This is a genomic window from Microbacterium forte, assembly GCF_031885415.1.
Taxonomy (GTDB): domain Bacteria; phylum Actinomycetota; class Actinomycetes; order Actinomycetales; family Microbacteriaceae; genus Microbacterium; species Microbacterium forte.
This window is the reverse complement of the sequence record NZ_CP116871.1, coordinates 3,248,258-3,268,511: the sequence shown is the minus strand read 5'-3', so window position 1 is coordinate 3,268,511 and position 20,254 is coordinate 3,248,258. Positions and strand designations below refer to the sequence as shown.

20 protein-coding genes and 1 tRNA gene are annotated in these 20,254 nt (G+C 69.0%); 7 read left to right on the top strand and 14 right to left on the bottom strand.

Annotation, left to right across the window (positions count from 1 at the left end):
* The 6 genes from OB895_RS15775 to OB895_RS15750 all read right to left on the bottom strand — a co-directional run bounded on the left by OB895_RS15775 (position 1) and on the right by OB895_RS15750 (position 5,982).
* Positions 1–1,008, bottom strand: coding sequence for an alpha/beta hydrolase (locus OB895_RS15775; RefSeq protein ID WP_042538690.1), 1,008 nt, complete (start codon positions 1,006–1,008; stop codon positions 1–3).
* Between the two features lie 28 nt (positions 1,009–1,036).
* A complete protein-coding gene (locus tag OB895_RS15770; protein ID WP_311878109.1) occupies positions 1,037–2,080 on the bottom strand; it encodes a hypothetical protein in 1,044 nt (347 codons plus the stop codon).
* A gap of 62 nt (positions 2,081–2,142) precedes the next feature.
* Positions 2,143–3,537 (bottom strand): FAD-dependent oxidoreductase, encoded by a 1,395-nt coding sequence (locus tag OB895_RS15765; RefSeq protein ID WP_311878108.1) that lies wholly within the window; start codon positions 3,535–3,537, stop codon positions 2,143–2,145.
* A gap of 58 nt (positions 3,538–3,595) precedes the next feature.
* A complete protein-coding gene (locus tag OB895_RS15760; protein ID WP_042538684.1) occupies positions 3,596–4,657 on the bottom strand; it encodes a polyprenyl synthetase family protein in 1,062 nt (353 codons plus the stop codon).
* Positions 4,658–4,702: 45 nt separating this feature from the next.
* Complete coding sequence (locus OB895_RS15755) at positions 4,703–5,422, bottom strand: class I SAM-dependent methyltransferase (protein WP_042538682.1); 720 nt, start codon at positions 5,420–5,422, stop codon at positions 4,703–4,705.
* The gene (locus OB895_RS15750) at positions 5,419–5,982 is read right to left on the bottom strand and encodes a DUF402 domain-containing protein (RefSeq protein WP_309690950.1); all 564 of its coding nucleotides are present in this window, start codon (positions 5,980–5,982) and stop codon (positions 5,419–5,421) included. The genes OB895_RS15755 and OB895_RS15750 overlap by 4 nt, the downstream gene beginning before the upstream one ends.
* 62 nt (positions 5,983–6,044) lie before the next feature.
* On the opposite strand from OB895_RS15750, the gene OB895_RS15745 reads away from it, so the two are divergent.
* The gene (locus OB895_RS15745; RefSeq protein WP_311878104.1) at positions 6,045–7,304 is read left to right on the top strand and encodes an isochorismate synthase; all 1,260 of its coding nucleotides are present in this window, start codon (positions 6,045–6,047) and stop codon (positions 7,302–7,304) included.
* Positions 7,305–7,323: 19 nt separating this feature from the next.
* Here OB895_RS15745 and OB895_RS15740 read toward each other — a convergent pair whose 3' ends face one another.
* From OB895_RS15740 to OB895_RS15730, 3 genes are read right to left on the bottom strand one after another with little or no spacing between them, the layout of a single operon-like run.
* Positions 7,324–8,166: a polyphosphate kinase 2 family protein gene (locus tag OB895_RS15740; RefSeq protein ID WP_311878102.1), complete on the bottom strand. Its 843-nt coding sequence runs from the start codon at positions 8,164–8,166 to the stop codon at positions 7,324–7,326.
* A 43-nt stretch (positions 8,167–8,209) separates the two neighbouring features.
* Positions 8,210–9,874, bottom strand: a complete 1,665-nt coding sequence (gene menD / locus OB895_RS15735; protein ID WP_311878101.1) for a 2-succinyl-5-enolpyruvyl-6-hydroxy-3-cyclohexene-1-carboxylic-acid synthase — start codon at positions 9,872–9,874, stop codon at positions 8,210–8,212.
* Entirely contained in the window at positions 9,871–10,239 is a 369-nt protein-coding gene (locus OB895_RS15730) for a PLD nuclease N-terminal domain-containing protein (protein ID WP_042538672.1), read from the bottom strand. Before OB895_RS15730 ends, menD begins: the two co-directional genes overlap by 4 nt.
* Positions 10,240–10,328: 89 nt before the next feature.
* Between OB895_RS15730 and OB895_RS15725 the strand changes: the two genes are divergently transcribed.
* Positions 10,329–10,745 (top strand): hypothetical protein, encoded by a 417-nt coding sequence (locus tag OB895_RS15725; protein WP_079113418.1) that lies wholly within the window; start codon positions 10,329–10,331, stop codon positions 10,743–10,745.
* 87 nt (positions 10,746–10,832) lie between these two features.
* Positions 10,833–11,486 (top strand): DsbA family protein, encoded by a 654-nt coding sequence (locus OB895_RS15720; RefSeq protein ID WP_042538668.1) that lies wholly within the window; start codon positions 10,833–10,835, stop codon positions 11,484–11,486.
* 1 nt (position 11,487) lies between these two features.
* Here OB895_RS15720 and OB895_RS15715 read toward each other — a convergent pair whose 3' ends face one another.
* Positions 11,488–11,889 (bottom strand): MerR family transcriptional regulator, encoded by a 402-nt coding sequence (locus tag OB895_RS15715; RefSeq protein ID WP_311878099.1) that lies wholly within the window; start codon positions 11,887–11,889, stop codon positions 11,488–11,490.
* A 49-nt stretch (positions 11,890–11,938) separates the two neighbouring features.
* Between OB895_RS15715 and OB895_RS15710 the strand changes: the two genes are divergently transcribed.
* The gene (locus tag OB895_RS15710; RefSeq protein WP_153302241.1) at positions 11,939–12,919 is read left to right on the top strand and encodes an oxidoreductase; all 981 of its coding nucleotides are present in this window, start codon (positions 11,939–11,941) and stop codon (positions 12,917–12,919) included.
* A gap of 20 nt (positions 12,920–12,939) precedes the next feature.
* On the opposite strand, the gene OB895_RS15705 is transcribed toward OB895_RS15710, so the two are convergent.
* Positions 12,940–14,001 (bottom strand): PQQ-dependent sugar dehydrogenase, encoded by a 1,062-nt coding sequence (locus tag OB895_RS15705; protein ID WP_376708841.1) that lies wholly within the window; start codon positions 13,999–14,001, stop codon positions 12,940–12,942.
* Positions 14,002–14,222: 221 nt separating this feature from the next.
* On the opposite strand from OB895_RS15705, the gene OB895_RS15700 reads away from it, so the two are divergent.
* Complete coding sequence (locus OB895_RS15700) at positions 14,223–16,298, top strand: MprF family protein (protein WP_311878097.1); 2,076 nt, start codon at positions 14,223–14,225, stop codon at positions 16,296–16,298.
* Positions 16,299–16,307: 9 nt separating this feature from the next.
* On the opposite strand, the gene arfB is transcribed toward OB895_RS15700, so the two are convergent.
* Together arfB and OB895_RS15690 are read right to left on the bottom strand one after the other, a co-directional pair.
* On the bottom strand, positions 16,308–16,748 hold the full coding sequence (arfB, locus tag OB895_RS15695) for an alternative ribosome rescue aminoacyl-tRNA hydrolase ArfB (RefSeq protein ID WP_079113420.1): 441 nt from the start codon (positions 16,746–16,748) through the stop codon (positions 16,308–16,310).
* A gap of 34 nt (positions 16,749–16,782) precedes the next feature.
* Positions 16,783–18,084: an MFS transporter gene (locus OB895_RS15690; RefSeq protein ID WP_311878096.1), complete on the bottom strand. Its 1,302-nt coding sequence runs from the start codon at positions 18,082–18,084 to the stop codon at positions 16,783–16,785.
* A 70-nt stretch (positions 18,085–18,154) separates the two neighbouring features.
* Between OB895_RS15690 and OB895_RS15685 the strand changes: the two genes are divergently transcribed.
* Together OB895_RS15685 and OB895_RS15680 are read left to right on the top strand one after the other, a co-directional pair.
* Positions 18,155–18,769, top strand: a complete 615-nt coding sequence (locus tag OB895_RS15685) for a TetR/AcrR family transcriptional regulator (RefSeq protein ID WP_311878095.1) — start codon at positions 18,155–18,157, stop codon at positions 18,767–18,769.
* A gap of 89 nt (positions 18,770–18,858) precedes the next feature.
* Complete coding sequence (locus tag OB895_RS15680; protein WP_056373928.1) at positions 18,859–20,052, top strand: low temperature requirement protein A; 1,194 nt, start codon at positions 18,859–18,861, stop codon at positions 20,050–20,052.
* 33 nt (positions 20,053–20,085) lie between these two features.
* On the opposite strand, the gene OB895_RS15675 is transcribed toward OB895_RS15680, so the two are convergent.
* Positions 20,086–20,161 (bottom strand) — tRNA-Met (locus tag OB895_RS15675).
* Between the last annotated feature and the right edge of the window lie 93 nt (positions 20,162–20,254).

Below are 20,254 nucleotides of genomic sequence, written 5' to 3'. Positions count from 1 at the left end.
TCAGCGCGCGGCCGTCCAGCCTCTGACCCACCGGTCGAGGCGACGATACGCTTCCTCTCTCGCCTCATGGCGAGAGAGGAAGACGTCGTGCAGGGCACCGTCGATGCGCTCGACAGTGACAGACGGACCGAGCTTCAGCGCCGCCCGCGCGATGTCGTCGACCACCAAGACCGAGTCTGCTCGGGTGAGGTCTTCAGACCATCGTGTGGGCGTCGCCGAGCGTGCGGAGAGCAGCACGCACACGGCTGCGTCGATCGTCAGTCCTGCCGCGACCTTGGCGTGTCCGGAGAGGATCGCGTGGAACCACCCCGCGTGCACGGCCATCGTCTGCGCGGGTCGCCACGTGAGGTTCACCTCGACAGGATCCTCGGGGTCGGCGACCTCCTGCTGCGCCCGGGTGTAGAACCCGAGATCGACCTGCGGGGCGACCTCGCGGGGAGCCCACCGCGCCTGGAGCTCGGCGACGGGGGCGATCAGCGGGCGGGCCGATGCGACCTGGAACTCGAGCCACGGACTGTTCAGGATCACTGCATCCGCTGTCTCGGGGTGCCGCGATGCCCACAGGCTCAGTGTGAGCCCGCCCGTGGAATGTCCGAGAAGCACCAGGCGCCGCGTGGATGCGGTCGTCTCGGGGCTGCGGCCCATCGCGTGCAGCGCCGCAGCGATGTCCTCGTCGTACGCGCCGAGGTCGGTGATGTACCCGGGCGTCTGACCGTCGCGCAGACTGCGTCCGTACTTGCGCAGGTCGAGGGCGAAGAAGCGCGCACCTCGCGCGGTCCAGAAGCGAGCGAGTCTCTTCTGGAAGAAGTAGTCCGACCAGCCGTGCACGTAGAGCACGTCGACGTCATCGAGCGGAAGACGATGCCCCCGCATGCGATTCCACCACGGCTGCTCCCGCGGCAGGGCTCGCACGAGAGTGGCGACCAACGGCCCCTCGTCGTCCTCACCGAGTTCGAGCGTGAGCTGGTCGAACTCGTCGCCGAGAACGTCCGGTATCCACTCAGGCATGCCGCCAGGCTAGCCGACGGCGTGCGGGCTACTCGGGAGCGGTGTGTCCGACCGTGAAGTTGCGCACGACCTTCTCTGCCAGAGGAGCCGGGTCGGCGGCACCGGATCCGTTGTCGTAGGTCATCAGTCGGATCCAGTCGGGGCCGACGCGCACGTCGAGGATGTTCTCGCCGTTCTGGCCCTCACTGGCCTTGGCGGCATCGGCGCCCTCGACCTCGACGGGGTCGCCATCGAGCTTCTCGAACGCCCATGCTCCTGCGGGAAGCGTCGTGAGCATCAGATAGCTCGATCCCTCGTACTCGCTTCCGGCCGACTTGAAATAGCAGATGCGGGAGCCGTTGACGACCTCGTACACCTCAGCAGGGATCCCCCAGCCGCCGAAATCCGTGAAGAGAGCCGCGTCCGACACTCCGAATGCGGCGTCCACCTGCTCCGGCGTCACGAAGCGCTCGCACGGAGCACCCACGATGTCGCTGTCGACGTACTCGACCTCGCGCGTGCTCGACGCCGCCGACGCCGCGATCCCCCGCAGCGCCTCTTCGATCGGGGAGGTGTCGTCCGCGCCGAGATCGGGGTCGACGACGGTGGCCGACAGCAGCACGTCTCCGTCTGGCAGCTCGAACCCGCAGCGTCCGTTCTCACAGCTCGCCGCTTCGCCCCAGAAGCCCTGACGCTCGGTCGCACCGGCGATCACCGCCTGCGCATCCGGGACGATCGTGACCTCCCAGTTGCGCTCCGCGTCGCCTACCGAGCAGGCGATTCCGCCGGCCCGCTGGAACATGTGCTGCGCCGGACCGGGAAGCCAGCTCATCGCCGACACTGTTGAGAGCACCGGCTCGACGGGTGTCGACGGCTCGCCCAGGAGCTCCGCCATCGTCGCGGCGACGTCGTCGCACGTCACGTCGAACGCCGTCTCCGGCTCGACGATCGGCGCAGGTGTCGGCGTCGGCGTCTGAGACGGCGACTCAGACGGCGAAGCCGAGGGCTTCGGCTCAGCTGTCGGCCCGGCGGTGCACCCAGAGACGAGCAGCAGGGCAGCAGTGCCGAAGACGATCAGAGAGCGCAGTCGCATGCACTCAGCCTAAGGATGCCGACTCTCCGACACGCGAGGTGCCGACAACGATCCGGTGTCGGTCACTCTCCGCGAGAGACGCGCACCATCTCGTCACGCGGCACGACCTTGACGCGAGCACGCTCCTGCGGCGCGCCGAGGGCGACCTCGTGCTCGTCGAGTCGATGCCAGCCCTCGAGGTCGGTCCACTTGACGCCGCGTTCCTGCAGCAGCGCGGGGATCGCCTCTTCTGAAGGGTCCTCCGGGTGCCACCACGACCCCTGGTCGTTGATGATGTGCCGCACGGTCTCCATGGCATCCGATTTCGTGTGGCCGATGAGCCCGACCGGTCCGCGCTTGATCCAGCCGGTGGCGTAGATTCCGGTCATCTGCTGGTTCGAGTCCTTGGCGAGCACCTGGCCCTCGCGGTTGGGGATCACGCCGTGCTTCTTGTCGAAGGGCACGCCGGGGAGCGGTGAGCCGAAGTATCCGATCGCGCGGTAGAGCGCCTGCAGCGGCACTTCGCGCATCTCACCCGTGCCCACTGCGCCGCCCTGTCCGTCGGGCTTCGTGCGCTCGTAGACGAGGGCCGCCACGCGGCCGGCTTCGTCCTTGCGGACCTCGACCGGGCGGGCCCAGAAGTGCAGGTGCAGGCGACGGGATGCCGTTCCCCCTGCGTTGTTCGCATCGCCTCTGGCGTCATTGACCGACGGGCGCTTGCGCCACGACTGCAGGATGCGGTCGATGACCATGACCTGCTTGTTGCTGGCCACGGCGTCCTTCGACGCCTCGTCGTAGTCGAAGTCCTCGTCGTACACGACCATGTCGACATCGCGCAGCTCGCCGAGCTCGCGCAGCTCGAGCGGGGTGAACTTGACCTGCGCGGGGCCACGGCGACCGAACACGTGCACGTCGGTGACCGCACTCGCCTTCAGCCCCTCGTAGACGTTCTCGGGGACCTCGGTCACGAGCAGGTCTTCCGCGTGCTTCGCCAGCATGCGGGCGACGTCGAGAGCGACGTTGCCGTTGCCCAGCACGCCGACCGAAGCGGCATCCAGCGGCCATTCGCGCGGCACGTCGGGGTGTCCGTCGAACCAGCTCACGTAGTCGGCTGCCCCGTAGGCGCCGACCGCATCGATGCCGGGGATGTCGAGGCTGGTGTCTCGGATCGCGCCCGTGGCGAAGATCACCGCGTTGTAGTGGTTCTTCAGATCATCGAGCGTGATGTCCTCGCCGAAGCGCACGTTGCCGAACAGACGGATGTCGCCGCGGTCGAGCACATCGCGGAGCGCGTTGATGATGCCCTTGATGCGGGGGTGGTCGGGGGCCACCCCGTAGCGGACCAGGCCGTAGGGTGCCGGAAGCTGCTCGAAGAGATCGATCGAGACGTCGAACTTGCGCTCGGCCTTCAGCAGGATGTCGGCAGCGTAGATGCCGGCGGGGCCCGCTCCGACGATGGCCAGTCTGAGCTTGGTCATAAGGGGTCCTTTCGTATGCCGTCACGCCCGACGCATGCGGCCGATGGCCGCGACGCGGTCAGCTGGAGCGTTCGACGAGGGTCTCTGCGAAACGGGTGAGCGCATCGCGCACGGTGCCGCGCGGAAGCGCGGTGAGCGCATCGATCGCATCCCGGGTCCAGGAATGCGCGAGCGCGAGGGTCTTCTGAGTGCCGACGTGGTCGCGGAGCTCGGTGAGCGGGCCGTCGAGGATCCCGGGGTCCTCACCCTCGGCGATGCGGGTGACCCCGTCGTCGATGCGGGCGGCGAGGTCGATCGACGCGTCGTCGGTCTCGGCCTTCAGCAGCAGGTACGGCATCGTCGGAACGCCGGCGCGCAGGTCGGTTCCCGGCACCTTGCCCGTGTCCTCGGGCTTGGCCGACAGGTCGATCACGTCGTCGAGCAGCTGGAAGGCGACGCCGATCTTCTCGCCGTACACACGCAGCGGCTCTTCGTATTCCGAGGGTGCGTTCGAGAAGATCACGCCGCCCTGCGTCGCCGCGGCGATCAGGGAACCGGTCTTGTCGGCGAGCACCTGGAGGTAGAACTCGATGGGGTCGTCTCCGGGCTGCGCACCGAGAGTCTCGTGCATCTGGCCGAGGACCAGACGCTCGAAGGTGTCGGCCTGCAGGCGGATGGCGCGCTCGCCCAGACGCGACATCAGCTGGCTCGCGCGGGAGAAGAGAATGTCGCCGGTGAGGATCGCGATGTTGTTTCCCCACACCGCGTGCGCGGCGGGGACGCCACGACGGCGGTCGGCGCCGTCCATGACATCGTCGTGGTACAGCGATCCGAGGTGCGTGATCTCCAGCGCCTTCGCGACGTCGATCACCTGCTCGGTGTTGCCGTCGCCCAGCTGGGCCGCCAGCAGGGTGAGCACGGGGCGGATGCGCTTGCCCCCCGCCTCGTAGAGGTAGCGGCTCGCGGCGTCGGCCAGCGGGTCGGCGACGCGCACATCGTCGGCGAGACCGGTCTCGACACGCTCGAGACCGTCTTCGATCGCCTGAGCGATGCGTCGACCTGCAGTGCCGATGAAGACACGGTCGCTGAAACCGAGACGGCTCGCCAGTCGCGAACCCGGGGCTACGCGGCTCGAAGTCACGGTCTCAGCCTACCGTCGTCAGCCGTGCGGGTTCGCGCGTCGTACTCACGCGGCCTTGAACGCCCGGTGCAGCGCGACGATCCCGAACGAGAGGTTGCGGTACTCGACCTCGGTCCACCCGGCCTCGCGAATCCACGCAGCGAGCTTCTTCTGATCCGGCCAGTCGCGGATCGACTCGTTCAGGTAGTCGTACGCGTCGCCGTTCGTGCCGGCGATACGGGCCACCCGAGGCAGCACCTGCGAGTTGTAGAAGCGGTACCCGGCACGGAACAGGGTGCCGGGCGGGGTCGAGAACTCGTTGATCACGAGGCGACCGCCCGGCTTCGTCACCCGCAGCAGTTCGCGGAGCGCCTTCTTCGGATCGTTGACGTTGCGGAGGGCGTACGACATGGTGACGGCGTCGAACTCGCCGTCCTCGAAGGGCAGATCGGTGGCATCCGCCTGCACGAACGAGAGATTGCGGATGCTGCCGTGGCGCCGCTTGCCCTCGGCGAGCATGCCGGGCGAGAAGTCTGCGGCGACGACCTGCGCTCCGCTGCGGGCGAGGGATGCCGACGACGACGCGGTGCCCGCACCGAGGTCGAGGATCTTCTCCCCGGGCTTCGGGGCGACCGCCCTGGTCGTGGCTGCGCGCCAGAGGGCGTCGTTGCCGACCGTCATCGCCGTGTTCGTGCGGTCGTAGCCCGCGGCGACCTGGTCGAACATGCCGCTGACGCGGGCCGGGTCCTTGCCGAGATCGGCGCGGTTTGCTTCGTTCGAGGTCACGTGCCCAGTCTAGGCGCGAGGTGCAGGGCATCGAGGCGATCGAGCCAGAGATCCGGAGTCGCATCGTCGAACGGAGCGGTCTGATCGCGCACGCGCTGCTCGAGGTCGAGCGCGAGTGCCTCGAGCCGGGTGATGATCTCGGCGGGATATCCGTACTGCACGATGTGCTCGGCCCACTCGTCACGGTCGTCCACCCAGATGCCCCGCGGCCCATCGACCCGCACGACGTCGAGGTCCATGTCGATGCCGACCGCCAGCAGCGGGTCGTCCGACCAGCGCACATCCCATCCGATGTCGATGTAGACGCGCATGCCCTTCGGATGATCGCGATTCACGGTCAGGGCGAAGTCGGGCTGTCGCGGCACCAACGTCACGTTGGGGGTCTCTGCGATGTAGGCCGCACCCGGTCGAGCGCTGGGCCAGCCGGCCGGCTGACCGATCCAGTCGCCCCACTCGTCTGCACCGAGATACACGCACTCGTGCCGCCAGTGCGGCGAGCCGTCCCATTTGCGCCACTGGAAGATCATCTCGGTGCCGGGGGCGGGTCGGGCGTCGCTCATGCACTCAGCGTAGGCGGGGTCACTCACATCCCGGTCGACGAGCGACGAACTAGGCTGGAGGGGTGAGCAGCAGGCTGGTCGTGGAGACCCGAGAGATCGATCCGGTCGAGGATCTCCTGGCCTACGCCGACCCGTCGCGGCCCCTTGCCTGGCTGCGCCGCGGTGACGGCATCGTCGCCGTGGGAGACGGCGTGGTCGAGACGGTCCGCATTCCCGCAGGCGCTGCGTCCATGCGCTCGGCCGCCATCGCCGCCGCCTGGCGAGACCTGGCGGAGGATGCCGAGATCGACGACGACCTCCGGCTTCCCGGCTCGGGGCTCGTCGCGTTCGGTGCGCTGACCTTCGACGAGGACTCCGCCGCCGACAGCGTTCTCGTCGTGCCTGCGCTCGTGATCGGCCGACACCATGGGCGCACGTGGCTCACCCGCATCCACTCGGCGTCGCACTCCGCGGCCGAACCGCAGCCCGATGCGTCCACGATCGGCTACGGCCCCCATTGGGCCGGCACGGTCGGGCCGGGGGCGCAGAGCCCGCAGGGCTATCAGGACTCCGTCCGCCAGGCGCTCGATCGCATCGCCAGTGGCGCCCTCAGCAAGGTCGTGCTCGCTCGCGACCTCACCGGCAGCATCCCCGCCGGATCCGACCTGCGCCGCCTCGTGCGCGCGCTGTCGACCGGATACCCCGACACCTGGGCCTTCGCGGTCGACGGGCTGATCGGCGCGAGCCCCGAGACGCTCGTCACCGTGCAACAGCGCACCGTCACCGCCCGTGTGCTGGCCGGAACCATCGGCCGAGGGGCCGATGCGGATGCCGACACCACGGCATCCGCTCACCTGGCCTCGAGCACCAAGGATCTCGACGAGCACGAGTATGCGGTGCAGAGCGTGCTCGCCTCGCTGCGCCCGCACACGCGCGCGCTGGCCGCGAGCGAGCAGCCTTTCCTGCTCAAGCTGCCGAACCTCTTCCACCTGGCGACCGATGTCGAAGGCGAGCTGGCCGACGGCGGCTCGTCGCTCGATCTGGTCGGCGCCCTGCATCCGACGGCCGCTGTGGCAGGAACCCCCACATCCGCTGCGATCGCGGCGATCCGCGAACTCGAACCGTTCGACCGCGGTCGCTATGCCGGCCCGGTCGGGTGGGTCGACGGAGCCGGCAACGGTGAATGGGCCATCGCGCTGCGCTGCGCGCAGTTCACTCCCGCCGAGACCGACATCGCCGTCACCGCCTATGCGGGCGCGGGAATCGTCGCCGGCTCGGACCCCGAGTCGGAGCTGCTCGAGACCCGCGTCAAGTTCCGTCCGCTGGTCGACGCCCTCGCCTGAGCGACGCCCTTCGGATCGGTCAGCTCGCGGCGAGACGCTTCTTCTCCGCCTCGACGTCGAAGTCGGCCGCCGGCCACTGCGGATCGATCTGCTGCAGTGCGTCGAGCAGCAGCTCCTGCACGGCGAGGCGGGCGAACCACTTGTGGTCGGCCGGGATCACATGCCAGGGCGCCGCAGCGGTCGAGGTGCGCTCGAACGCCGTCTGATAGGCCGCCATGTAGTCGTCCCAGAGCAGTCGCCCGTCGACATCGCCCGGGTTGTACTTCCAGTGCTTGTCGGCCCGCTCGAGCCGCTCCATCAGCCTCTCCTTCTGCTCGTCGCGAGAGATGTGCAGCATGACCTTGATGATGCGGGTGCCGGAGGCCGCGACCTCGGCCTCGAACTCGTTGATCGCGTCGTACCGCCGTTCGATCTCGTCGGACGGGGCCAGCGACCGCACCCGGCCGATGAGCACGTCCTCATAGTGCGAGCGGTCGAAGACGCCGATGAACCCCGGCTCCGGCAGCCGCTTGGCGACACGCCACAGGAAGTCGTGCGCGAGCTCCTCCTCCGTCGGCGCCTTGAACGCCGTGAGCGCGACACCCTGCGGGTCGACGCCGCCGACGACGTGCCGCACGATGCCTCCCTTGCCCGCCGAGTCCATCGCCTGCAGGATCAGCAGCACCGAGTCCTTCGCGACTCCGACGCGACTCTCTGCGAACAGCCGCTCCTGCAGCTGATTGAGCTCGTCGAGACCGGACGCGAGATCGCGCTTGCCGTCGGCCTTCGCGCCGCTGTATCCCGGAGTGCTCTGCGGATCGACGTCGGAGAGACGGAATCCGTCGCCGACCTGGAGGGTCTTGGCCCACTCGTGCGCTGTCATGCGTTCATCCTGCCACTGCGGATGCACGCCACGCCGAACCGGATCAGCGCGTGAGCGGCACTTCGATCAGCTGACGGCCACCGGCCGGAGCGGTGAGAGCCTGATCGAGCGCCGTGCGGGTCGTGACGCGCTGATACTCCCACCCGTAAGCGAGGGCCAGCTGCTCGAGACGCACCGTGTGCGGGGTGTAGAACGCTCTGTCGAGGTCGGCGCGAGGCGCTGTGCCCGCGACCTCCAGGCCGTCGAAGATCGTGCCGCCGCCGTCGTTGCCCACGATGACCTGAATGCGCGGTTCGTGCTCATCGGGTGGCAGCAGCAGCGCTCCGACGTCGTGCAGGAAGGCGAGGTCGCCGAGCAGCACGCGGGTGACCCCCGGGGCTCCCCCGGCCTGACTCGCGAGAGCGATGCCTGTGGCAGTCGCGATCGTGCCGTCGATCCCGGCGAGTCCGCGGTTGGCGTGCACCGGGACCTTCTTGCCGCCGAGCACCGAGTCGGCCACCCTGACGAGGCGCGACGAGCCGAAGACGAGCCGGTCGTGCGGCCAGGTCGCCCGCCAGACGGCGTCGGCGAGGAGTTCGCGATCGAGCGGGCGGCGCACGGCAGCCAGCTCGGCCCTCACGGCATCACGTCGAGCGGACGGATCGGTGGAGGTGAGACCGTCCTGGTCGGGGGCGCGTTCGCTGAGGTCGACGGCGCGAGCGGCGGATGCCGTGAGCCAGGCTCCGAGCCACTCGCGATCGGCAGGGCCGGCGGCGACCGCGACGGACGCCGCAGGCGTCGTGCGCCCGTTGAGGTCGAGAGCCTCCCCACCGCGGCGGACGGCGATCACTTCGACGTCGGCACGCGACAGCAGACGGGCCACCTCGCGGCTGAGAGTCGGATGCCCCAGCACGACGGCGCGCTCGATGCGGCCGCCCAACTCGTCGTCGCTCAGCAGCGCTCGATAGCCGTGCACGACCTGGCGTCCGAAGCGGGCACCGCTGACGATCTCGGCGATCAGCGGCCAGGATCCGGCGTGCGCGACCTCTTCGGCATCCGGCCCGGCATCGGCCCCTGCGATCACGACCGTACGCGGCCCGCGCTCGAGCACGAGCGGCTCTGCGGCGACCGGCCTCGGAGCCTCGCCCGGTGCGATGTCGACAGCGGGAACGTCGCCAGACAGCGGCTCACGCGACGGCAGATTCAGGTGCACGGGGCCTGAGACTCCGGGGAGGCCGTGCTCGGCATCGGCCCCCATCGCGGCCCCGACGGCTCGCACCGCCAGACCTGACCAGTCGCCGTCACCGGGAACAGGTGCGTCGATCTGCTCGCGCACCCAGGAGGCGAACATGCCCGGTTGGATCGTCGCCTGGTTGGCTCCGACTCCGCGGAGCTCGGGCGGGCGGTCGGCCGTCAGCAGCAGCAGCGGCACTCCTGAGTGGAAGGCCTCCATCGCCGCCGGGAGGAGATTCGCGGCGGCGGTTCCCGAGGTGCAGAGCACTGCGGCGGGAACTCCGGTCTCACGCGAGAGACCCAGTGCCGTGAACCCTGCGACGCGCTCATCGATCCGCACATGCAGGCGCAGGTGCCCCTGGTTCGCGGCGTGCACTGCGGCGAGCGCGAGCGACTGAGATCGAGAACCCGGCGAGAGCACGAGATCGCGGACGCCGTGGGCGATGAGGTCGGCGATCAGGGATGCCGCGGCATCCGTCGCCGGCGATGCTGTCACGGACGCGTGTCCGGCGCCGTGCCGTCCGGTGCGGTGCCGTCGTCGGTCTCGTCCTCGAGCTTCGCGAGCTCCTCTTCGAGGCGGCGGATGCGGGCATCCTGTTCGCTCTTGCTGATGCTGCGGAGGAACTGGGGGTCGTCGTCGGGGGCGATGATGCGGATCGCCCCGCCGTTGTCGTTGGCGCGGCGGCGGCCGAGCGTGAACCAGAGGATCCCGCCGATGACCGGGATGAAGACGACGATCGCGATCCACGCGGCCTTGGGCACGCCCCGGTGCCGCGTCGGCGGCTGCACTGCGCAGTCGACGATGCTGAACACCCAGAAGATGGCGGCCAGGAAGCCGCCCACGATCAACAGTCTCGCCACCCCTCCAGTGTAGGCGGGTCTGCGAGACGTGGACCTGTGGGGGTGCCGTCGAGCGGTCGCCGATGCCCGATTGTTAGACTGCGCGCACCATGCATGCCCCGTCGACGCGACTGCGACACCAGGGCGTCGAGCGGATGCTGATCCTCCGGGTCGCTCTCGCGCTCGGCCTCGCCCTGCTGCTCGTGATCGGCGCGTGGTCTACGTCGCATGGCAAAGCAGATGCGCACGCGACGCTGTGCCTCGCGCCGGGTGCGAGCGCCGCGTCGCTCTCGGGCCACCATGACGGTGGCGGCACCGCGATGGATGCGGCCCCGTCCGATGCCGGGATCGTCGTCGTCGCCGCGCTGTGCTGCTTCGTGCTCGTGCTGCTCCTCCTCCGGTTCGGCAGACGCGGCGGTCTCATCCGCACCGGCATCCCCGTGCGTGCGTCTGCTCCGCCTCGCGCGGGCCCGCAGCGGTGCATCCCCGCGCTCACCCTCACGCAGCTGTCGCTCTCCCGCACCTGAATCAGGCACGCCGTTCGTCGGCGACCCCCGGCCGCACTCTCGTCGCGGCCTCATCACCCTGCCTGATCCGAACCGTTGGAGAACCCCATGAAGACCCCTGTCAAGGCGACCCTGATCGCCATCGCCGTCGCGATCGTCCTCGCGATCGTCGGCATCGTCTATGCCATGTCGCAGCAGGCCGCTGATCCGGCTCCGCCCGAGGGTGAGAAGCTGCAGACCGTCCGCACCGACTCGCACGTGCTCGACGACGGAGGGGCCGGAGCCGTCACGGTCGTCGAGTTCCTCGACTTCGAGTGCGAGGCGTGTGCCGCGTTCTACCCGATCGTCGAAGACCTGCGTGAGCAGTACGACGGCGAGATCACCTACGTCGTGCGGTACTTCCCGCTGCCGGGGCACATCAACTCGACGCAGGCCGCTCTCGCCGCCGAGGCCGCGGCAGAGCAGGACCGCTTCGAGGACATGTACCACCGGCTGTTCGAGACGCAGGCCCAGTGGGGCGAGCAGTCGGAGGAGACTCCGGAGGTGTTCCGGGCGCTCGCCGTCGACCTCGGACTCGACATGGCCGCCTACGACGCGGCGGTCGCCGACCCGGCGACGCTCGAACGCGTGCAGGCCGACAAGAGCGACGGCGAGCGGCTCGGAGTGCGCAGCACGCCCAGCTTCTTCATCGACGGCGAACCCGTCGTGCTGGAGGCGTGGGATGACCTCGAGGCGGCGATCGAGGAGGCTGTGAACGGCTGAGTCAGAGAAGGCCGCGGGCGAAGAGCGCCTTCTGATAGCCCGCGGCCTTGTCGTGGATCACCTGTCGACAGGCGATCAGCGACTCGATCTGCGCATCGAGTGAGCGTTCGTGTGCACGCAGCAGGGCGAGTCGCTCGGCCTCATTGCCGCTGCCCGCTCGCACGAGGGCGGCGTATTCGCGCAGCAGCGCGATCGGCGCCCCGGACTCGCGGAGCCGCCCCAGCAGGGCGAGCCATACGAGCGAATCGTGGGCGTACACGCGCCGCCCGCCGGAGGTGCGGGGCACATCACGAGGGAACAGCCCCTCGGCCTCGTACCAGCGCAGGGTGTGCACGCTCACGCCCGCCAGGCGAGCGAGCTCGCCGATGCTGAACGTGCGCGTCGTGTCGACCACATCAACCATGAGGACTCCTCCTTGACTTCGAGTGCACTCTAGATCGTACGGTCGGATCATGACAGCTCCTCTCGACATGATCGCCCGCCAGCAGCCGCTCTCGTCGGAGTTCGGCTACCGCTCCACCGCGGCCGAGGTGATCGCGGGCACAGACCTCGCCGGCAAGACCGCGATCGTCACCGGCGGCTATTCCGGACTGGGACTCGAGACGGTGCGCGCGCTGGCGGATGCCGGAGTGCGCGTGGTCGTTCCGGCACGGCGTGTGGATGCGGCGCAGCAGGCACTCGACGGGATCGCGGAGGCGGCGGTACGGGGCGCCGATCTCAGCGACCTCGACTCCGTCGCGGCGTTCACGGAATCGGTGCGCCGCGACGGTCAGCCGATCGACCTCGTGCTGAACGTCGCCGGCATCATGGCCACCCCGTTCGGTCACACGGCGCAGGGCTTCGAGTCGCAGTTCGGCACCAACCACCTGGGTCACTTCGCCCTGGTGGGCGGGGTGGCGGACCTGCTGTCAGACCACGCCCGCGTCATCTCGTACTCATCCGGAGGGCACTTCCGATCCCCCGTGCGGTTCGACGACATCGACTTCGCGACGACGCCCTACGACCCCTGGGTCGCATATGGGCAGTCGAAGACGGCGAACGCTCTGTTCGCGGTGGGCCTTGCGCGACGCGGCGCCGAGCGCGGCATCCTCGCCTTCTCGGTGCATCCCGGCGGGATCATGACCGAGCTGCAGCGGCACGTTCCCCGTGAGGAGCTGCTCTCTCGCGGCTGGATCGATGAGGACGGCACCCCGAACCCGCGGTTCAAGACACCGGCTGAAGGTGCGTCGACAGGGCTCTGGGCAGCGACCGCCACGGAGCTGGTCGAGCGCAGCGGTGCGTATTGCGAGGACTGCTCGATCAAGGGGATCGTCGCGCCCGACCACAGCGACATGACCACCGGCGGGGTGAAGGAGTGGGCGATCGACCCTGAGGCCGCCGAGCGACTCTGGGCGCTGTCGGTCGCCGCGACAGGCGTCGACGCCTTCGCCTGAGTCTGACCGCCGCGGCCCGATCAGTCGAGAGAGAGCCGGAGGATGCGGTCGTCTCCGTCTGACGGATCACCGCGCCCGTCGGTGTTGTTCGTGAGGATCCAGGCGTCTCCTCCCGGCCCGACCACGACATCGCGCAGGCGGCCGAACTCGCCGACGAGCTGTTCGGTGCCGGCCGTCAGATCGTCGAGCGGCACCGTGCGCAGGCGCTCGCCCCGGAGGTTCGCGATCACGATGCTCGAGCCCGTCACGGCGATGCCGCTCGGGCTCGCAGTCTCCGGCCGCCACTGCTGCACGGGGTCGATGTAGTCGCCGTCGTCGGCGATTCCCTCGACCTCGGGCCAGCCGTAGTTGCCGCCGGGCTCGATGACGTTGAGTTCATCCCACGTGTCCTGCCCGAACTCGCTCGCGTACATTCCGCCTTCCGCGTCCCAGGCGATGCCCTGCGGATTGCGGTGCCCGTAGCTGTAGACGGGTGAGTCGTCGAAGGGGTTGTCTGCGGGAATCTCTCCCTCGGGTGTGAGCCGCAGGATCTTGCCCGACAGCGCGTCGAGGTCCTGAGCGCTGTCACGATCGCCCGCGTCGCCCGTCGTGACGTACAGCATCCCGTCGGGCCCGAACGCGATGCGCCCGCCGTTGTGGTTGCCGGCTGCGGGAATGCCGTCGATCACCACGGTCGCGGGCCCCAGCGACAGTCCTCCTGCGTCCCCGACGATCGTCCGCCGCTCGACACGGTTCTCGCCCTGCGCCGTGAAGTACGTGAAGAGCTCGCCGTCGCTCACGGCGAGCCCGAGCAGTCCGCCCTCGCCACCGGGTTCCACGCCGTCGATGACAGCGACCTCGTGCACCTCGCCGGTCTCGCCGATCTCGAGCACGCGGGCGCTGTCGCGCTCGCTGACCAGAGCGGCGTCGCCGTGGAAGGCGATCGACCAGGGTGCTTCCAGCTCGTCGACGAACGACTCGGATGCCGGCGCGGACACCGGGTTCGGTTCGGGGGCGCAGGACGCCAGCACGAGAACTGCGCTGACGCATGCGGCGGCGAGCGCGGCAGCGGTGCGCGGCCGGGTCGGTGAGGGGCGCGGCATCCGATTCGCAGGCATGAGTCCATCCAACGCGTTCTTCGCGCGGAGCGACAGGGACGATCCAGGCGTCGTCGCGTGGGCCGCGTCGGTCGGGGTCATCGCGGGCCTGCTTCTCGCCGCGGGGTTCATGACGGTCGGCGGCGTCGGATTCCGATGGGCATGGAGCCACTATGTCCCGCGGCGTCTCACTCCGGAAGATGCGTCGCCCTCGCTACGCTGAGCGCATGACCGAGGCGCGAACCCCCACATCGCATCCTGTTCTCGCCGTGCTGCGACGCATGCCCGCCACTCTCACGATGGTCTCGGTGATCCTCGTCGTCGGCGTGGTGTGGCAGGGACTGTGGAGCCCGTTCGAGAAGACGGACCTGTTCGGCACCGTCGCGTACGGTCTGCCCAACCTCGCGCAGGGCATGTGGTGGACGCCGTTCACCGGCACGTTCTTCGTCAACGCACCCTGGGTGTACGTCTTCACGATCTCGGGATTCTGGGGCATGGCGTACCTCGAGTACCGCCGCGGCACCAGGGTCGCGCTCGCCTATTACTGGGTCGGGCAGCTCTTCGCGATCCTGGCCACCGCACTCGTGCTGTTCTTCGCCTCGCAGCTGCCGTGGGCCTGGGCGCAGGAGCAGGCTCAGGCGCTCGATGTCGGCGCCTCGGGCGGCACCATGGCCTGCATCGCCGCGGCGATCGGACTGTTCCGGCCGCCGTGGCGGGTGCGCGGTTGGCTCGTGCTGCTCGGATTCGTGTTCATCGCGATGCTGTTCTGGGGCGCGGTCGCGGATCTCGAGCACCTGCTCGCCGTGCTGCTGATCCTGGTCGTCGACCGCACCCTGCGTGTGCAGCGGACCACCGTGCGGGAACAGCGCCTGATCGCCGTGATCTCCCTGCTGGTTCTGGGAGCGGTCGAGATCATCACGACCCTGGTGGCGACCGACGGCCCGTTCGGTCCGACGGAGCCCGTGTCGGGCGGATTCATCGACCTGGCGATCGACCTCGTGGTCATCGCCGTGCTCGTGAACGGACTGCTGCGAGGCCGCCGCTGGTCGTGGGTGCTCGTGATCCTGCTCGGACCCTTCAACATCCTGATCGCGGCGCTCGTGCTCATCCTGATCACCGTGTTCTCGCAGGCTCAGGTCGACCTGCGCTGGGATGGCGAGACTGAGCTCGCCCTCGCCAACGGCTTCCTCTGGGTGATCCTGCTCGTCTACCTGGTCGCGGTGCGTCGGGCGTTCCGGGCGAAGCGCAGGTCACCGCTCGGAATCCAACCCGCCCCGACCGTCGATGAGGTCAAGACCGAGTTGCGCGCGCACGGCGGCGGGACGCTGTCCTGGATGACGACGTGGGAGGGCAACAGCTACGCCCGCAGCGCTGCAGGGATCGTCGCGTACCAGCGCCGGGCCGGGGTCGCGCTCGCGCTGGCCGACCCGATCGGACCGTCGGCGTCGCGTGCAGACGCTGTCGCGGAATTCATCCGCACCGCCGAGCTCGCGGGCCTCGTACCGTGTTTCTTCAGCGCCGACGATGCGACGCGGGATGCCGTGCCGGCGGGCTGGCGCAGCCTCGTGGTCGCGGATGACACGATCGTCGACCTGCCGGGCCTGGAGTTCACCGGCAAGCGCTGGAACTCGGTGCGCAGTTCGCTCAATCGAGCAGGACGCGAGGACATGAACTTCCGGCTGACCCGACTCGGCGACGAGTCGTGGGGGGTGCGGCAGCAGCTGCGGGCGATCTCGGAGGCTTGGGTCGGCGACAAGGACCTCCCCGAGATGCGGTTCACTCTCGGCACGCTCGACGAGGCCGAGGATCCCGAGGTGCGACTGGCTCTGGCGCTGGCCCAGAACGGCGACGTCGACGGATTCCTGTCGTGGCTGCCGGTATACGGCGAGGGCGGCTCCGTGCGCGGATGGACGCTCGATCTGATGCGGCGCCGGGATGGCGGCTTCGGGCCCGTCATGGAGTACCTGATCGGATCGTCTGCGAAGCAGTTCTCGGAGGAAGGCGCCCAGATCATGTCGCTCTCGGGGGCCCCGCTCGCCCACGACTATCCGCCGGATGCCGGCATGATCGCGGTGCTCAGCGACCGCCTCGCCGAAGCACTCGAACCCGTCTACGGCTTCGCGTCGCTGCACCGCTTCAAGCAGAAGTTCCACCCGCGCTACGAGACGATGTACCTGCTGTTCCGCGATGAGGCCGATCTCGCGGCCATCGGCACGGCCCTCACACGAGCCTTCCTGCCGGATGCCACTCTGCGGCAGTTCGCGGGCGCCGGTCTCGAACTGGTGCGCGGCAGCAAGGACTGATTCGGCCCGTCAGCCGTCGCGCGGCGGTCTGCGCAGTCTCTTGACGTCAGTGCGCTGCTTCTTCGCGGTCAACCGACGCTCTTTCGATCCGCGGCTCGGCTTGGTGGCGCGGCGGGGAGGTGCGGGCGGACGCAGCGCCTCGCCGACGAGTGCCACCAGCCGCTCCCGCGCCGCGTCACGGTTGCGCAGCTGCGCGCGGTGCTCGGAGGCGGCGATCGTCAGCACCCCGTTCACCAGACGGCCGCTCAGTCGGTCGAGCAGACGCTCGCGCTGGTGTGGCGAGAGCACTGCGCTGCCGGCAGCATCCCAGACCAGCTCCACCCGGGAATCCGCGGTGTTCACACCCTGCCCACCAGGGCCGGACGACCGGGAGAAGCGCCACGACAGCTCGGCCTCCGGGATCGTGAGACCCGCCGAGACCCGCAGGCCGGGGCGATGAGGGGTGGGCATGCATCCATCATCCCCCCGGCGTGGGGTGCGCGTGTCAGCCGACGGTGTCCACAGCCTCGAGCGGGACGCGGTTCGCGGTGCCCGCTGACGGCTGCTCTCCGGCATCCCTCTTCGCGATGTTCGCGATGTGCGCCCGGCCGACCACGATCGCAGCGACGACCATGAGCGCGGCTCCCAACCAGTACGGCGCCGCGTGGCTGACGGTGACGTAGAGCGCGCCCGCGATCAGCGGCGCCGCGGTGTTCATCGCGGCGTTGAGCGATTGGGTCGCCCCTCCGAGCCAGCCCTGCTCGTCGTCGCCGACCGCGTTCGACATGGCACCGTCCAGCGCTGCTGTGGCGGCTCCCTGCCCTGCGGCGAGCATCAACGCACCGACGATGAACACCCACGGCTGCGCGAAGACCGAGGCGACGACCGCAAGGCCGACGAGTCCGATCGTCTGCGCGACGATGCCGCTGATGATCACACCGCGCTCGCCTATGCGAGGCAGCAGGATGCCGAGCAGCACGCCCTGGATGAGGATGTCGATGATGCCGACGCCCGCGGTGAGGAGACCGATCTGGGTCGGCCCCCAGCTGATCGAGTCGAGCGCCAGCACACTGAAGTTGTTGACGAAGAAGCCGAACGGCAGCGCGAGCAGGCCGAATCCGATCATCAGACCCCGCAGCTCCTTGCGGCCGAACGCCTCGGTGAAGACACCGAACGGCTGGATCTCACGGATCGAGATGCGCTCGATGCGGTTCTCGGGCTTCAGGCTCTCGGGCAGCAGGAAGATGCTGAGGATCGCGATCGTGAGGGCGACGGCCGCGGTGAGGAAGACCGGCAGCTGCAGGCTCACTGCCGCGAGGAGTCCGCCGATGGCGGGGCCGATCATCATTCCGATCCCCGAGAGAGCGCCGAGCAGGCCGAATCGCTGCGCGCGCTTCTCGGGCGGGGTGATGTCTGCGAGGTAGGCGAAGAGCGCCGGCAGGTCACCGGCGGTCACCCCCTGGATCACGCGAGCGAGCACCAGGACCCAGATCGCACCGCCGATGCCGAAGAGGGTCATCGCGAACGCCGCTCCGAACGCGGCGGCGATGATCACCGGGCGTCGACCGAAGCGGTCGGAGAGGCGACCGAGGAAGGGGGCTACCAGGAAGGCGCACAGGCCGTTGACGGCTTCGAGCACACCGACCCAGATCGCGAGATCGCCCTCGTGCGAGACGTATTGCAGCACGACGAAAGGAAGGACGGGGAGCACGACGGTCATCCCGATGACGGTGAGCATCGTCAGCACGATGAGCATGATCCAGGCGCGCTTGTCGCTGCGCGCGAGCGGGTTCGTTAGTGAAGTCACTCCGAAACTGTATCAATACCAGTTTTGGTGTCAAGCCAGTTTTGGATCGAATGCGCGATACGGTGGAGGCATGACGAATACCGAGCCACTCGGACGCCGGGAACGCAAGAAGGCGGCGACCCGCAAGAACATCTCCGATGTCGCGACGATGATGTTCCTCGAGCGGGGCTTCGACAACGTCAGCATCCGCGAGGTCGCCGACGCCGCCGACGTCTCGCCCACGACGGTGTTCGCGCACTTTCCTCAGAAGGAGGCGCTGGTCTTCGACGAGGACGACGAGCAGCGCGACCGGCTCGTCGGCGCCGTCCGAGACCGACCGGACGGCACCACGATCAATCAGGCGATCCGCGACTTCTACACCGCAGAGGTCGGCGCCAACATCGATGAGCACGGCAACGACGTGACGCGGATCTTCCTCGCCTTTCTCAACGAGACGCCCGCACTGCGCGACTATGCCGCCAAGATGTGGCTCCGCCACGAGGATGCCCTGTCGGATGCGATCGCCGACGAGCTCGGAGTCCCCGAGCCGACCCCGGAGATCCGCGTCTACTCGCGTTTCGTGCTGCAGATGCAGCTGCTCGTGAACGAGAACGACGACCAGCTCGGCATCCTCGACGCCGGTTTCACCGTTCTCGAGAACGGGTGGGCTCCGGTCGAGGCGGCGCTCACGGAGTCGCCGGACTGACCCGCGCTGGAGCTGCGCGGTCTCACGGCGAAGCGCCTGCCGCGCGCGGGTCCACTCCCCCCGACGAAAAGCGATGCCAAGCTGGTGACATGGCATTCGGGATGGCCCGCGACGTGTTGCGCCCCACAGACTCTCCGCGCGCGGATCGAGTGACCTATGTCGAGCTGTTCTTCGACCTCGTGTTCGTCCTCGCGCTGACCCAGCTGTCTGCCTACCTCTACGAGAATCAGACGCCTTTGGGCGCTCTGGAGGGCGTCATCATGGTGTGCGCCCTGTGGTGGGCGTGGGTGTCGACCACCTGGGTCACCAATTGGCTCGACCCCGTCACGCTCCCCGTGCGCGGGGCGGTGATCGCACTGGCCCTCGTGGCGCTCGTGATGAGCGTCTCGATCGCTGAGGCGTTCGGCGATCGCGCATGGGCGTTCGCCATCGCCTACGTCGTCCTCCAGGTGGGACGCACGGTCTTCATCGTGTGGGCGACAGCCCGTCACGACCGGCGGGTGGCCCGCGATTTCTCCCTCCTCCTCTGCTGGGCGGTCGCCGGCGGCGTGTTGTGGATCGTCGGCGCGCTGCTGCCCCTCGGGTGGCAGCTGCCGTTGTGGGCCGCCGCGCTGGCTCTCGAACTGCTGGGCACCGTGCTCGGTTTTCCGGTGCCCGGACGGGGGAAGGTGCAGCTGAAGACCTGGGATCTCTCCGGTCCGCACATCGCCGAGCGCACGTCCCTCTTCGTGCTCATCGCACTCGGTGAAGGCCTGCTGGTCACCGGCTTCGCGTTCGTCGACAAGGAATCGTCCGTCGCATCCATCGCTGCCTTGGTGACGGCGTTCGTCGCCGCCGCGGCGACCTGGTGGATCTACTTCGATCACGGCGAACGCATCGGCGCCGAGGCGATCGAGGCGTCAGGCGAACCGGCCCGGCTCGCTCGCACCGTCTACACATGGGTGCATCTTCTGATCATCGCCGGCATCGTGCTGATGAGCGTGGGCGACAAGGAGATGCTCGCGCTTCCCGACCAGCGCGGCCTCGCCGCGGCCGTCGTGGTCGTCGGCGCGCCGTTCCTCTTCCTCACCGGCACCGTGCTGTTCCGCCGCGTGCTCGAAGGGCGCTGGGCGCGAGCGCAACTCGTCGGTCTGGTGGCTCTCGCTCTGCTCGCCGTTGTGCGGCTCGCGGGCTTCACCGTCGACGCGCTCACGCTGTCGATCACGACGGCGACGGTTCTCGTCGGTGTCGCAGCGGGCGAGACCCTCGAGCGTCTGCGTCGCGGTCGCCGCGCAGGGGGCTGACCGCGGGTGGGTCGCGGGCAGAGCCCGAACAAGTGGACGCGACGGCGGGAGTCGAACCCGCCACGCCTTCAGGTATGAACTGAGGCCCGGGACCGCCCGGATCGCCGCGATGGGAATGACGCTACCCGGCTGCGACCGGGAAGGCCAGGATCGTTGCGGGGATTGACAGAGTGCGTCCCCGCATGACATGGGGCGTCACGCC

Coding starts and splice junctions, on each gene's coding strand:
- OB895_RS15775 (WP_042538690.1), bottom strand. CDS start 1,008: ATGCCTGAGTGGATACCGGACGTTCTCGGCGACGAGTTCGACCAGCTC.
- OB895_RS15770 (WP_311878109.1), bottom strand. CDS start 2,080: ATGCGACTGCGCTCTCTGATCGTCTTCGGCACTGCTGCCCTGCTGCTC.
- OB895_RS15765 (WP_311878108.1), bottom strand. CDS start 3,537: ATGACCAAGCTCAGACTGGCCATCGTCGGAGCGGGCCCCGCCGGCATC.
- OB895_RS15750 (WP_309690950.1), bottom strand. CDS start 5,982: ATGAGCGACGCCCGACCCGCCCCCGGCACCGAGATGATCTTCCAGTGG.
- OB895_RS15740 (WP_311878102.1), bottom strand. CDS start 8,166: ATGACAGCGCACGAGTGGGCCAAGACCCTCCAGGTCGGCGACGGATTC.
- OB895_RS15725 (WP_079113418.1), top strand. CDS start 10,329: ATGCATGCCCCGTCGACGCGACTGCGACACCAGGGCGTCGAGCGGATG.
- OB895_RS15720 (WP_042538668.1), top strand. CDS start 10,833: ATGAAGACCCCTGTCAAGGCGACCCTGATCGCCATCGCCGTCGCGATC.
- OB895_RS15715 (WP_311878099.1), bottom strand. CDS start 11,889: ATGGTTGATGTGGTCGACACGACGCGCACGTTCAGCATCGGCGAGCTC.
- OB895_RS15710 (WP_153302241.1), top strand. CDS start 11,939: ATGACAGCTCCTCTCGACATGATCGCCCGCCAGCAGCCGCTCTCGTCG.
- OB895_RS15705 (WP_376708841.1), bottom strand. CDS start 14,001: ATGCCGCGCCCCTCACCGACCCGGCCGCGCACCGCTGCCGCGCTCGCC.
- OB895_RS15700 (WP_311878097.1), top strand. CDS start 14,223: ATGACCGAGGCGCGAACCCCCACATCGCATCCTGTTCTCGCCGTGCTG.
- arfB (WP_079113420.1), bottom strand. CDS start 16,748: ATGCCCACCCCTCATCGCCCCGGCCTGCGGGTCTCGGCGGGTCTCACG.
- OB895_RS15685 (WP_311878095.1), top strand. CDS start 18,155: ATGACGAATACCGAGCCACTCGGACGCCGGGAACGCAAGAAGGCGGCG.
- OB895_RS15680 (WP_056373928.1), top strand. CDS start 18,859: ATGGCATTCGGGATGGCCCGCGACGTGTTGCGCCCCACAGACTCTCCG.